This is a genomic window from Amphibacillus indicireducens (assembly GCF_039539605.1).
GTDB classification, from domain to species: Bacteria; Bacillota; Bacilli; order Bacillales; family Amphibacillaceae; genus Amphibacillus; species Amphibacillus indicireducens.
In genome coordinates, this window is the sequence record NZ_BAABDL010000004.1 from 1 (window position 1) to 12433 (window position 12433).

The window sequence follows — 12433 nt, forward strand, 5'->3', positions numbered from 1 at the left end:
CAAAACAGAAATGGACTGCGAACGCTTAGTCACTCAAGAATCCCATTGCTTTAGCTGTGGGAGTCTCAATAACAGAGATCAATCAAAATAACCATGCACAAATGCAGATCATGAGTGTCTATGTGAGGAATAAAGAGAAGTATGAATGGTTAGAAACTGAGTTTGGCGTTAAATTGTATACTGAGTTGGAGAGTTTTTTAACGTCAAATATTGATATCGTTGTTGAAGCAGCAACTGTAGAAGCGGCTCAAAACCTCCTTCCTACAATTATTAAACATATGGATATCGTACTGATTAGTATCGGCGCGCTTGTTGATGAATCACTTTTACAGAGGGTCATTGAATTAGCGGAGGCGCATCAACATAATATTCACCTCCCATCTGGTGCAATTGGTGGATTGGATCTTTTACAAAATGCACACTCACTAGCTACCGTTCAAACTGTGGCACTCACGACTCGTAAACCCGCTCATTCATTGACGAATGAAAAATTAAACAAAGAAAAAGTCATTTTTAAAGGTACAGCACAAGAGGCGATTAAACAATTTCCTAAGAACATTAACGTCTCAATCGCATTGTCACTTGCAGGTTTAGGAATTAAGCAAACAACAGTCCGGCTGATTGCTGATCCAGATATTGACAAAAACATTCATCAGGTTGATGTCGTTGGTGACTTTGGCGAGGCAAGCTTTGTAGTTAAAAATAATCCCCTACCTTCAAATCCAAAAACGAGCTATTCAGCAGCTCTTAGTCTCTTGGGTACGTTGGAGAGACTAGTCCAAAGAATAAAGATTGGCTAAGTGGGTATTTATTCTTTTGTCTTGATTTTAAACGAGTGATCGTTTAAACTATAATTGTAATTAAAATGTATATTGTTTATCGTTTTTGCATAAAATAAAGCCATCAGTGCTACTAACACTGACGGCTAAGTTCGATTGCTTCGCTTCAAAGGCGATCGGCAAGGCAGATTAACTTTAAAAAATAATCCGCCGAGTCCTCAAACTCAAAGGTGGATTATTTTTGTTTCTTTATATGATCGACTACTGCCAAGATCAGACCTGCGATCCCGATAAAAACCATAACAGTTTCATATGTCGTCATATGGTACCACCCCAAGCTCGCCTTGGGAGTACCGACCACCTTTGAGTTAACAATCTACCAACACTATACCACATATATTTACCATTTTAAATTACATTTATCACTCGGCAAACTATAGGTACTGCTTCACTTCTTCTTCAAAATCTAACGGTTTATCATTTGGTGCAAAGCGCTTAACGACCTGTCCATTTTTATCGACTAAAAACTTGGTAAAGTTCCACTTCACTTTTTTGCCGAGAAAACCTTTCGTTTCTTCTGTTAGTAATTTAAACAGCGGATGTGCATCAACGCCATTGACTTTAACAAGCTCATGCATCGGAAAGTTTACGCCATATGTCAATCGACAGGCCGTTGCCGCTTCTTCAGCTGAATCTAATTCTTGTTTAAACTGATTCGATGGAAAACCTAAAACAACAAGACCATCCGCTTGATACTTTTCATACAATTTTTGCAAATCATCAAATTGACCCGTAAAACCACATTTAGATGCCGTATTGACAATTAATAATGTTTTTCCTTTGTACTTATCTAGTCGATACTTTTCACCATTTTCAAGAGCCACTTCAAGATCATAAATACTCATTTTGCATTCCCTCCTAGATTTAAGATCAACGCCTTTTTTAGTCGAGTATCTCTTTAACCCGACCGACAATTTTTCCTTCAAGCATCACTTTAATCCCGTGCGGGTGTCTCGCCGCATTCGTCAATATTCTTAACACAACACCTTCTGTTAACTTCCCAGATCGTTGGTCCTGTTTTTGAACAACACTTACCTTCATGCCTATTTTTATATTCTCTCTTTTTGTTGCATCCATATCTTAGTTCCCCTTATTTAATCATTTCGTTTACCTAGAGTCGATTAGTCTATTATACCAACATACTCTAAATCTTTCTTGAAAAACCCATCGACAAATTGCCGAACAATTGCATTAATTCACCCGTGTGTTAAGATATCTTTTGGCTTAACAGCACGAAGGAGGACATCATGAGTCTTAAAAAATCGAATATTTTAAGCAATAAATTTTTAAAGCCGTTTAGTAAAATCAATTTTACTAGTGAGATTTTAGCAGGTTTAACAGTAGCATTCGCACTCGTTCCTGAATCAATCGCTTTTGCTTTTGTCGCCGGGGTAAGTCCGATGCTGAGTTTGCAAACAGCTGTTGTTATGGGATTGGTCGCAGTACTCTTTACAGGAAGACCAGGAATGATCAGTTCATCCACTGCATCAATCTCTGTCGTTATGGCAGCTTTAGTCGCTTCTCACGGTTTAGATCATTTATTTGCAGCAGTTATTTTAATGGGCGTTATTCAGCTGATCATCGGTATTTTAAAATTAGGAAAATACGCACGAATCATTCCTTATCCAGTCATGCTCGGCTTTTTAAATGGACTGGCAATGCTGATCTTCTTTTCTCAAATTGAGTTATTCAAGGTCAATACAGCAACAGGGAAAGAATGGCTTCAAGGCTTTGACTTAGTTATTATGCTTTTCTTTGTTATCGTTACAATGGTTATTATTCACTTCTTTCCTAAATTAAATAAAAAATACCTTCTAGCCTCGTCGCAATTGTTGTTGTTACGGTCGTTGCAGTCTGCTTAAGTGAGTTTGCAGGTTACCACCTACAAACTGTAGAAGATTTTGCTGGAATGAGCCTAAAAGGTGGCCTTCCTCAATTTTATCTTCCTCAAATCTCACTAAATTGGGAAACTCTCCAGACGATTTTTCCTTATGCATTTATCGCTGGTTTAGTAGGATTAACTGAAGCATCACTTACTTTAAGAGTGATCGATGAAATGACTGATACGAAAGGGGATACCGATAAAGAAATCGTCGCTCAAGGACTTGGTAACTTGGCGAATGGCTTTTTTGGTGGAATGGGCGGTGATGCGATGATCGGACAATCGATCATTAACATTAAATCTGGTGGTCGAACTAGAATTTCCGCATTAGTAGCACCATTAGGGTTACTGACATTTATCTTGTTCGGATCAAGTATTATTGGCGTCATTCCACTAGCAGTTTTAGTTGGGGTAATGTTTATGGTTGTAATCGGAACATTTAAATGGGAAAGTCTCAAATACAGCGGAAAAATTCCTAGAGCAGATATTATTGTCATGATTGCAGTCACCTTAATTACAATTCTCACTGACTTGGCGACAGCAGTTTTTATCGGAGTCATTCTTTCTGCACTCGTATTTGCCTGGGAAAAGGGAACTGAAGCAGCAGCCAAAGAAATTAATAATGCAGATGGATCAAAAACATATAAACTAAATGGTTCAGTCTTCTTCGGATCTGTTTTGAACTTCCAAGATTTATTTACGCCAAATGACGACCCAGATCACGTGATTTTCGATTTCGAAAAAGCAAAAGTAATGGACTATTCTGGTGTCGAAGCGATTAGTGCAATGGTTGATAAATATGAATCATTAGGCAAAAAAGTTACACTCAAACATGTAGGTAGCTACAGTACACATCTCTTTAAAAAGGCGAAAAATATTACTAGTATTCATAAAGATATTATTGAGAAGAGGAAGTCTTAATTATATTGATCATGATTAAAGCCCGAACAAATTGTTCGGGCTTTTGATTTATAAGCTATTTACAGCTCTATTTTCTGAATCACTTTCTGCTGATCGAGATCATATAAAGTAATTTCACCATTTTGATAATAGGCATATGAACGTGACCCGTCTTTCGGTATTGTCGTACTCCCTGGATTAAGAACGATGATCCCATTTTTCTTTTCTAGCACCTTGACATGTGTATGGCCAGAAACAACGACTTGACAACCAAGTGCTTTAGCCTGTTTAATGCGCTCTGCTTCTGTCTCCTCATAACCATGCACGAGATAGAACCGATAGCCATCAAATTCGATCACATGTGATCTTGTCGAAAGATCATGTTCTAACACCATTTCATCCACGTCCGCATCACAATTTCCTCGCACGTAGACGATATCTTGGCGCTCTTTAAGTAGCTCCGCCAACTCTTTAGGGTTGTAATTTTTCGGCAAATCATTACGTGGTCCATGGTAAAGCACATCACCAATATGACAGATTTGTTCTGCATCTGTTAATCCTTCAAGTGCTTCGATCGTATCTTCAAAACCACCATGGGTATCGCTAATAAAACCTAATTTCATTTGTCTCACCTGACTTTCTTTAGTAAAGGTCTACTCAATCACTTCAGTATGGAAACAACGCTTCATATGATCCAACATCACTTCACCATTATCGGTAAATGTAGCAACCCCTCGCTTATGGGTGGCCGTTTTAAACCCTTCAGCATCGGCTCCTGAAATGGTTAAAAAGACACAAATATCTGTCGTCACACCTACTGTATGAACTTTTTCTACTCCTGCTGTCTTTAATCTTTCAGCTAAACCCGTTTGGAAAAAGGCATTATAATTTGTTTTGGGATCATAGATAACATTTTCGTTATCTTTATTTGCTTGGAACCAATCGTTTAATTCCCCGTATAGCTGTTGCCCTTCTGTATCAACAACATTATGCACCGGCCACAATTCAAAGTGAGGATCATCCGGTTGATGTGCATCCATCGACACAACAACGAGATTACCTTCTGCTAAAAATTGTTCCGCCAAATTTTTAATATATGGCACAATTTCTTGCCCCGCCTTACCAACTGTTAATGTCCCATCATCAGCAATAAAATCATTACTCATATCGACGATTAATAGTGCTTCCTTTGTCATTACAACTCAACTCCTATTCTTCCTTTTACTTTATTATGAAACAAAAATTCAGACTTGTCATTAGTAACTATACAGATGATGTCTTTGCTATTGCTTTTTTCCGATATTCAGAGGGACTAACACCAAAATAGTGTCGAAATGCGTAGCTAAAATGCTCTGGTGAAGAGTAACCAATATAATCAGAAATACTTGTCATACTCTCCCTTGTTTCCGTTAATAGTAAAATAGCGACGTTCATTTTTGCTTCTAATGCCTTTTCGAAAAAACTTTTCCCATAAAACTTTTTTATCATTCGTTGCGTTTGTCGTGGACTTAATTTTAGAATATCCGCCAAAGAAGCAAGTGAAAAATAACGACAATCACCTAAAAAATATTGGTCGATAATTAAAGCACGCTCATTTGATGAAACTTTTCCTTGAACGATTAGATCATTTTTCTTCTCATCCATATTAATAAGCTGATGATTATTGCGCACACAACTGATTAATAGACTTTCTAGTAAAGCTTTTATATATTGTCGATACCCTTCCTCTTGTTGTTGGAATTCTTTTGTCAGCTCGTGAAATTTTTCAGCCAATCCTTGTGAATCTTGACAAATAAAACGCTTCATCTCTGTTAACTTACTAATAATAGAATTTCTCTCAACTTCTTGTTCGGGCTCTAACACAAGGTTAAGACAATATTCCTTAAAGGATTCATTAGGGGATGGAAATTGTGCATGCTGAATCTCAGGACCGGAAATAAAAAATGTCCCACCTCCTATTTCATAACGATCATCCTCTAGAAAAACAGTCCCAGTACCTGATTCAATATAATGGAGCTCATAACAATGCTTACCATGTCGATGAAATGGGATTGGTTGAGCGATCGAACCATAACTCATTCGAATGATATGGATATTCCATCCGTCTATTGGGATGATCGTATTTGGGAAAAAATCAAACGAGTTCATCAATAAGCTCCTTCGTATTTATCCTAATATGTCGATTATACGCCATATATTTTTAAATGTGTCTTCTTTGTCTATTATATTATCATCTTTTTTCTTCTATACTAAAATCAATCAAATCTTTTTAGTTAACGGGGAGGAAGGAAAATGACAATTCACGAGGAATATCTACAGAAGATTGACAAAGTCATTGAACAAGGACCTTATAAAGATGATTGGGATTCACTTGCAGGTCGGATGATGCCAACTTGGATGCGTGAAGGAAAGTTGGGTATCTTCATTCATTGGGGACCATATTCAGTCCCTGGCTTTGGCAGTGAGTGGTATTCTCGCAACATGTATATTGAAGGTTCACCTGAGTATGAACATCATATTCAAACATATGGACCACATAAAGATTTTGGTTATAAGGATTTTATTCCTTCATTTAAAGCAGAGCAATTTGACCCGCACGCTTGGGCAGATATTTTTGCGCAATCAGGTGCTCGATATGTTGTACCAGTCGCTGAGCATCATGACGGTTTTCAAATGTACAAAAGCGATATATCCGAATGGAACGCAGCAGAAATGGGACCAAAACGTGATGTATTGGGAGAGCTAAAGAATGCTTTTGAGGAGAAGGGGCTGACATTAGGAGCATCTTCTCACCGAGTAGAGCATTGGTTCTTTATGGGGCATGGGAAAAAGTTTGATAGTGATGTAAAAGAACCATTAGAACGCGGCGATTTTTATTGGCCAGCTATGTCAGAATCAGACCATCACGACTTATTCAGCGAACCTATCCCAACCCAGGAATTTTTAGAAGATTGGCTTGTCCGTTGCTGTGAGATTGTTGATCGTTACCAACCTGAACAATTTTATTTTGACTGGTGGATTCAACATAGCTCAGTCAAACCATATTTGAAAAAGTTTGCAGCCTATTATTATAATCAAGCATTACAATGGGAAAAAGAAGTAACCATTTGCTATAAGCACGATGCCTTTCCATTCGGCACAGCAACAGTTGATATTGAACGAGGTAAATTTGCTGAGGTTCAACCGTTTTTCTGGCAAACAGATACAGCAATTGCTCGTAACTCATGGTGTTGGACAGAAAACAATACCTTCAAATCTCCCGAAAGCCTTGTTCGTGAACTAGTTGATATTGTTAGTAAAAATGGGGTCATGTTATTAAACGTTGGTCCAAAACCTGATGGATCGATATCTGCTGAAGATCAATCTGTTCTAAAAGGCATCGGTGATTGGCTCGCTGTCAATGGTGAGGCAATTTATCAAACGTCAGTTTGGAGACAGGCAAGTGAAGGTCCAGCCGAAATACCTGAGGGACAGTTTACCGATGGAACAGATGTCAATTATACGGCTGAGGATTTCAGCTTTACTTGCCGCGGGAAGCATTTATATGCAATAAATATGAATTGGCCTGAAAATGGTGAAGTGACGATTCGCTCACTTGCTAATCAAGTCGCATCACATTTACCTGTCTTCCACGGGATTATTGAGGATGTTGAAATCATTGGTTATGAAGAGGTAGAATGGTCGCGCGATGAGCAGGGTTTACATGTGAGAAAAACGGGCATTGAAACGAAGATGCCGATCGTAATTAAAATAACCTTGGATTAAGATAATGCACTTTCTGAACAAATAAAGATTCAACAATATAAGTATTAAATAACCCCCATCGAAAATAGATCGGGGTTATTTGATGCTAGCTTTTACAAAATAGCTTAAAGTGATGCAACCTGTTAGAGAATATATTACTGATAAAAATAGGTCAGGAGTAAACTTGAGAACAAAGAATAGAATACAAAATAGCCCTATGATAAAAAATGAAGGGATTTGATTTTTAAAATTGAGCCAACCCACTCTTATGTCCTCCACTTCATTTCGCTTCAATCCACTTGCATAGCCCTCAACAGGTTTATTATGAAAACTAAGCAATATATTCTCTGATCCTATAACAAATAAACAGTAAATAATCACCTGTCCAAAGCGATTAATATCAAACTCATCTCCTTGTAATAAAAGACTACTTATCAAAACTAGTCCTATGATTAACGATACAAAGAAAATGACAAATAAATTTTTACTAATAACATAATCGATAATATTATTTTGCGTTAATTTAAATTGATCATTGTGATAGTACTCCTCGTCAACTGTAATGAAACGAAACATCGATGAACATAAGATCATAAAACCTAAGGCTAACAACCATATCCAGTTAGGCATCTTTATATTTGCTATGGTCAGCATAACGGTTAATCCAACAATTAGAGATAGTAATTCTATTTTGGGCCCTTTTAAAAATATTTTTAAGGTTTCTTTAAAATACATTCCTGGACATCCTTCCAATTAAAACGATTACTCAATATGAAAATCATGGTAGAAGCGCTGTTAAAAAACAAATATTTTATTCTGGGATTCTACAAACCTTGTCATTATTATGTTATTAATTATGCCCTTAAAAATTATTATACGCTTCACAGTCTGCTTGCCAAATCCCCATACTTTCTTTAATCTCATCACATAATACTCTATAACTATCTTGATCAACATGTCCATGCTCGTGCATTGACTTATAAAACTTTTTAATGCTTGCTGCAGTTGATTTAATTGTGCCAGGTGTTGACCACATGCATTTGCGAATGAAAAAGTCACCAAGAAACAGATCAATTTTATAGCCACACCCTTCTTGCATTTCCGAAGGCTCCATTCGTAAAAGATACTCATTAATATAGAAATCTGCATTAAATAAATGATCTTTTATTGTCTTTGGTTTTAAACTCGCTTCTTTTAAATCATTTTCAAATATGCCAAGGTATTTATCATTTGCTTCTCGTTGCTTTTCACATAATTTCTCGTATTCATCGTAATCCATAAAATCAGCTCCAGACTTTTTTAAAGTAATAAACTCAATACGGTCTTTTAATTTTAATTTATAGTCATATTATACAACCAGAATTACCCATTGCAAATACATTCACAAATTTATTTGAAAGAAGATAACAAGACTCCATATCACTTGTTTTATCAGTGATACGAAGTCTTGTTATTAAAGGTTATTTTCGGTGAAAGATTCGATGCTAAAATGTGTTGATTTTCAGGATGAATGAACCTGTAAATCCACTGCCAATACTATAACTTAAAACGATACTTACCTTTGCCTTCACCAACTACATTAACAAGTATGTTTGCCTTTCTCATAGAAGCAATTATTTTGCCCGCATTTGAATAGGAAAAACTAAAGTATTTTGTAATGTCTCTCCTTCCAAATACTAAACTGTCCCCAGCAAATTCACGAAATGTAGTAATCCTATCTATCATGGTATTACTTAATCCAGCTTTTACACATTTACTACGAATTTCTTCAATAGCTACTTTTTCTTCCCCAATAGCCACTTTCTTTTTTTCTCTATTGGAACATTATAATTAAGATTAAAGAGCGTTACCCAAAATGAGTTGTTATCTGAGTAAAAAACAGGCTCTAGATCTGCTTTGTAATTAACTTCTTTATAATAGTCTCCTTTAATCTTTTTAAATCCACTACCTCTTCGTTCCATATAATTCATCCGATTAAATATATCTGCTATAATTGGATTTCTTCTTCTTGATGGAATTCTGTCTGTATCAAGGTTTTGTACAATAGATCCATCGTACATTCCACCTGGCGAATATATTTCAAGACGATTATCGTAAATGTCAATATGCACTTCACTGCCCAAATCCAAATAATCACGATGAATTAGTGCATTTACAATACACTCAAGAACTGCTCGTTCTGGATATTCTGGCATTTCTATTCTTCCGGAGGGTATTTTCCTCCATCTCTTTTTAGAGTTATTTTTTACGAATTCCTCACCACTTTGAAGTAAGTTTATCAGACTACCGCTATACTCCTTGTCGTCCATGGCTTCCATAATACCAGATGCCTTATCAAGCCCATACCATCTTGTACAAAATAATCTAGAATGTCTTATGGGTGAGTCATCTGCTAATAAGGCCCCTGCATTAGTTAACATCCCATTTACATCTACCAAACCAAAAGATTCAAAGTCGGATTCTTCTAAATCTTGTCCTGACCTTTTTCTATATACTGAGCGTAATTTTGTGAATGCAGACTGTTCATATTTGTATTGTGAAGAAAGACTATCGAAAGTCTAGTTACTTCCACGAAGCACTAATTGTTTTAGATCTTGATTTCCTGCTGGAATACTTTGATTTCCAACTCTTACATATGCTATCCTGTTTCCATCAGCAATATAGTAATATGGTGTTTCAATTCCCGTTGGAACTCTTATAATAACAAATTCTTTCCCATCCTCTTCATGAATTTCCATAATTATTTGTGGTATTGGGTCTATCTTAGTTTTGATAATTTCGCTTATCTTTTCAGATACTTCTTTTGAATTTGTAATACCTAAGAGGTCTTCATTGTCATTTACACCAAATACTAGTGCACCACCCATACCATTTGCAAATGCACTTACACTTTTCAACCAACTTTTAGGTCTACGAACTTCTAATGTTTCCTTCTTATCATATTCAGTCGTTTCACCAATAAGTTCTGATATTTTCAAAATTTCACCTCACTTTATCCAATACGTTATTTTATTAGATGTCCTCTTTTTAAATAACAAATAAAAGTATGATGTTGGTATTTGTATTCAAAATAATTGTATATCTTGCCAGTCACATTTACAAGTTATTATTAACAAATATTGTATCATTATACTTGTAGAGGTACTAACCATATGATATGGTTAATTCCTATTGAGATTTTGAATTGGTAAAATCTTTAAGTAAATATCTCTTCCAGTTCTTTAGTTTAGTTATATCATGATTCATTGCGTAGATTCCAAATATCAATAAAGACAGCCCCAATCCTGTTCCAAAACCAGCTACAGAATCTGGAATATCTATAAAACGTTTTAAAATTAATAATAAGCTATTAATTAATAAACCCAACAGCAAATACTTGTTCATTTTATTATTCGCCATTTAAAATTACCCCTTTATAATTTTTTATGATAATAAACTTTAAAAAGCACTTTAACTAACGCAACGTAGAGAGTTGCTGCTAGTAATGTGAAAAAAATTGTCTCGTTAAAAAATCCAGCTATAATTGTAGCAATTGCAAATCCAAATATACATATATTAATTCCAATTCCACCAGTTTTTCGCATAATCATAATTGTGCGTTCATCATTTTCCTTAATATATAACTTCTTGAGTTTCTTCTCGCTTTTAAGCGCTTTAAAATTTTTAAATATATTTAAGACTATTAAAATACTAAAACTCATAAGAACACCTCCATAAAAATCGATGATGTCACTTAAGGAATTTGATAATTTACTTTGATTATAAAGTAAAATTAAATAAATCGTAATCACGACAACAAATAATGTTGTTAATAAGAACATTCTATTACGAACTTTTACTCTAAATTCATCCATTCTAAATCTCCTCCACTTCTGAAAAATCAAATATTTCTTCAATAGCCATATTGAAATATCTTGCAATTTTATATGCTAAAACCAAAGATGCTGTATACTTTTCCCTTTCAATAGAAGTGATTGTCTGACGAGTCACACCTACAGCTAATGCAAGCTCTTCTTGAGTGATTTTATGTTTATTTCTTAATTCACGTATTTTTGTCTTCAAACGCTACACTCCCCTTTGTATAGTTAACTTTACATATTAAGTATAGTCTACTTTGCATTCGATGTCAATCTGACTATACATTAATGGGTGAATTTCAATAATAAAATAAAAAACCATTTAAATCACAGGTTGTATTGATTGTAGTAACAGACAATACAACAAGTATCCAGATGGCTAATTTTTATATAATTATAGACCTACAGTTTCCAACTCAGCTTTTAGCAACTTACGCGCCCGATGTAATCGTGTTTTGACCGCTGAAAGGGAAATATTTAATTGATCAGCAATCTCTTGATCTTTTCCACCCGTTAAGATCTTTACTTTTAGCACGGCTTGCACACTCTGTGACAATGTTTCAATTTTTCAACACAGTTTTTAGGACAGCGAAGGATCTGACCAGTTTCTGCACCTTCTTCAACTGATACAGTTTTATATCTTGTATGCTTGCGATAATAATCAATCGCGGTTCGAATCACGATTGTTCGTAGCCAAGCGCGGCATTTCGACTTTTCAATTAGATGACCGTAATTATTGTATGCTTTAATATACGCTTCTTGGACAACATCTTCCGCACTATAATGATTGTTAACGATCCGCTTCGCTACATAATACATTTCATTGTAATGCTCGTGGTAATAGTCAGTAAAGTCCACATTTATGTCTTCGATTGTCTCATGCATCAATGCGCACTCCTATCTTCAGTTATTTAGTTACTCTTAGGTTTATCAATATTTTCAGCACTAGGTAAATAGATCATTGACTTAAACAAATCGCCATCAATATTAATTTCAAACTGACCTTTTTGATTTTCAATTAGACTTTTGGTGATCGATAGCCCTAGCCCACTTCCTTGACTAGACCTTGATTCATCACCGCGTTTAAAACGCTCCATCAGTTCATCTTCAGTGATATTCAACTCATAGTTAGATATATTTTTAAACCTGCATTATTCATAACTTGATTTTTTATAGGTGATTTGCCCATTAAATTGCCAAAAGTGAATGCC

20 protein-coding genes are annotated in these 12433 nt (G+C 35.5%); 4 read left to right on the forward strand and 16 right to left on the reverse strand.

Going from position 1 to position 12433, the window contains the following annotated elements; all coding sequences use genetic code 11:
- Positions 1-56 precede the first annotated feature (56 nt).
- Positions 57-800, forward strand: a complete 744-nt coding sequence (nadX, locus tag ABD814_RS00465; protein ID WP_344909340.1) for an aspartate dehydrogenase — start codon at positions 57-59, stop codon at positions 798-800.
- Between the two features lie 413 nt (positions 801-1213).
- Here nadX and ABD814_RS00470 read toward each other — a convergent pair whose 3' ends face one another.
- Together ABD814_RS00470 and ABD814_RS00475 are read right to left on the reverse strand one after the other, a co-directional pair.
- Positions 1214-1684: a glutathione peroxidase gene (locus ABD814_RS00470; RefSeq protein ID WP_344909342.1), complete on the reverse strand. Its 471-nt coding sequence runs from the start codon at positions 1682-1684 to the stop codon at positions 1214-1216.
- A gap of 37 nt (positions 1685-1721) precedes the next feature.
- Positions 1722-1916, reverse strand: a complete 195-nt coding sequence (locus ABD814_RS00475) for a YwbE family protein (RefSeq protein WP_344909344.1) — start codon at positions 1914-1916, stop codon at positions 1722-1724.
- A 170-nt stretch (positions 1917-2086) separates the two neighbouring features.
- Here ABD814_RS00475 and ABD814_RS00480 point away from each other — a divergent pair, with 170 nt between their 5' ends.
- Entirely contained in the window at positions 2087-2701 is a 615-nt protein-coding gene (locus tag ABD814_RS00480) for a SulP family inorganic anion transporter (RefSeq protein ID WP_344909346.1), read from the forward strand.
- A complete protein-coding gene (locus ABD814_RS00485) occupies positions 2668-3642 on the forward strand; it encodes a SulP family inorganic anion transporter (RefSeq protein ID WP_344909377.1) in 975 nt (324 codons plus the stop codon). The genes ABD814_RS00480 and ABD814_RS00485 overlap by 34 nt, the downstream gene beginning before the upstream one ends.
- A gap of 59 nt (positions 3643-3701) precedes the next feature.
- Here the strand turns inward: ABD814_RS00485 and yfcE are convergent, their stop codons facing one another.
- The 3 genes from yfcE to ABD814_RS00500 all read right to left on the reverse strand — a co-directional run bounded on the left by yfcE (position 3702) and on the right by ABD814_RS00500 (position 5769).
- Positions 3702-4244 (reverse strand): phosphodiesterase, encoded by a 543-nt coding sequence (gene yfcE / locus ABD814_RS00490; protein WP_344909348.1) that lies wholly within the window; start codon positions 4242-4244, stop codon positions 3702-3704.
- A gap of 30 nt (positions 4245-4274) precedes the next feature.
- Complete coding sequence (locus ABD814_RS00495) at positions 4275-4817, reverse strand: cysteine hydrolase family protein (RefSeq protein ID WP_344909350.1); 543 nt, start codon at positions 4815-4817, stop codon at positions 4275-4277.
- A gap of 67 nt (positions 4818-4884) precedes the next feature.
- Complete coding sequence (locus tag ABD814_RS00500; protein WP_344909352.1) at positions 4885-5769, reverse strand: AraC family transcriptional regulator; 885 nt, start codon at positions 5767-5769, stop codon at positions 4885-4887.
- Positions 5770-5913: 144 nt separating this feature from the next.
- On the opposite strand from ABD814_RS00500, the gene ABD814_RS00505 reads away from it, so the two are divergent.
- Positions 5914-7386 carry an alpha-L-fucosidase gene (locus ABD814_RS00505; RefSeq protein WP_344909354.1) on the forward strand — a complete coding sequence of 491 codons (1473 nt, stop codon included), beginning with the start codon at positions 5914-5916 and terminating at the stop codon, positions 7384-7386.
- Between the two features lie 75 nt (positions 7387-7461).
- On the opposite strand, the gene ABD814_RS00510 is transcribed toward ABD814_RS00505, so the two are convergent.
- From ABD814_RS00510 to ABD814_RS00560, 11 genes are all read right to left on the reverse strand, one after another.
- Positions 7462-8100, reverse strand: coding sequence for a hypothetical protein (locus ABD814_RS00510; RefSeq protein WP_344909356.1), 639 nt, complete (start codon positions 8098-8100; stop codon positions 7462-7464).
- 127 nt (positions 8101-8227) lie between these two features.
- Positions 8228-8644 (reverse strand): hypothetical protein, encoded by a 417-nt coding sequence (locus ABD814_RS00515; protein WP_344909358.1) that lies wholly within the window; start codon positions 8642-8644, stop codon positions 8228-8230.
- Between the two features lie 257 nt (positions 8645-8901).
- Positions 8902-9165, reverse strand: a complete 264-nt coding sequence (locus ABD814_RS00520) for a hypothetical protein (RefSeq protein ID WP_344909360.1) — start codon at positions 9163-9165, stop codon at positions 8902-8904.
- The gene (locus ABD814_RS00525; RefSeq protein ID WP_344909362.1) at positions 9141-9785 is read right to left on the reverse strand and encodes an ATP-binding protein; all 645 of its coding nucleotides are present in this window, start codon (positions 9783-9785) and stop codon (positions 9141-9143) included. Before ABD814_RS00525 ends, ABD814_RS00520 begins: the two co-directional genes overlap by 25 nt.
- A 138-nt stretch (positions 9786-9923) precedes the next feature.
- Entirely contained in the window at positions 9924-10343 is a 420-nt protein-coding gene (locus ABD814_RS00530; protein WP_344909364.1) for an AlbA family DNA-binding domain-containing protein, read from the reverse strand.
- A 190-nt stretch (positions 10344-10533) separates the two neighbouring features.
- Positions 10534-10764, reverse strand: a complete 231-nt coding sequence (locus ABD814_RS00535; protein ID WP_344909366.1) for a hypothetical protein — start codon at positions 10762-10764, stop codon at positions 10534-10536.
- Positions 10765-10778: 14 nt separating this feature from the next.
- Entirely contained in the window at positions 10779-11219 is a 441-nt protein-coding gene (locus tag ABD814_RS00540; RefSeq protein ID WP_344909367.1) for a hypothetical protein, read from the reverse strand.
- 1 nt (position 11220) lies between these two features.
- Positions 11221-11427, reverse strand: coding sequence for a helix-turn-helix transcriptional regulator (locus ABD814_RS00545; protein ID WP_344909369.1), 207 nt, complete (start codon positions 11425-11427; stop codon positions 11221-11223).
- Positions 11428-11616: 189 nt separating this feature from the next.
- Positions 11617-11757, reverse strand: a complete 141-nt coding sequence (locus ABD814_RS00550) for an RNA polymerase sigma factor (RefSeq protein ID WP_344909371.1) — start codon at positions 11755-11757, stop codon at positions 11617-11619.
- A complete protein-coding gene (locus ABD814_RS00555; RefSeq protein ID WP_344909373.1) occupies positions 11751-12107 on the reverse strand; it encodes an RNA polymerase sigma factor in 357 nt (118 codons plus the stop codon). The genes ABD814_RS00550 and ABD814_RS00555 overlap by 7 nt, the downstream gene beginning before the upstream one ends.
- Before the next feature lie 26 nt (positions 12108-12133).
- Positions 12134-12319 carry an ATP-binding protein gene (locus tag ABD814_RS00560; RefSeq protein ID WP_425549032.1) on the reverse strand — a complete coding sequence of 62 codons (186 nt, stop codon included), beginning with the start codon at positions 12317-12319 and terminating at the stop codon, positions 12134-12136.
- Between the last annotated feature and the right edge of the window lie 114 nt (positions 12320-12433).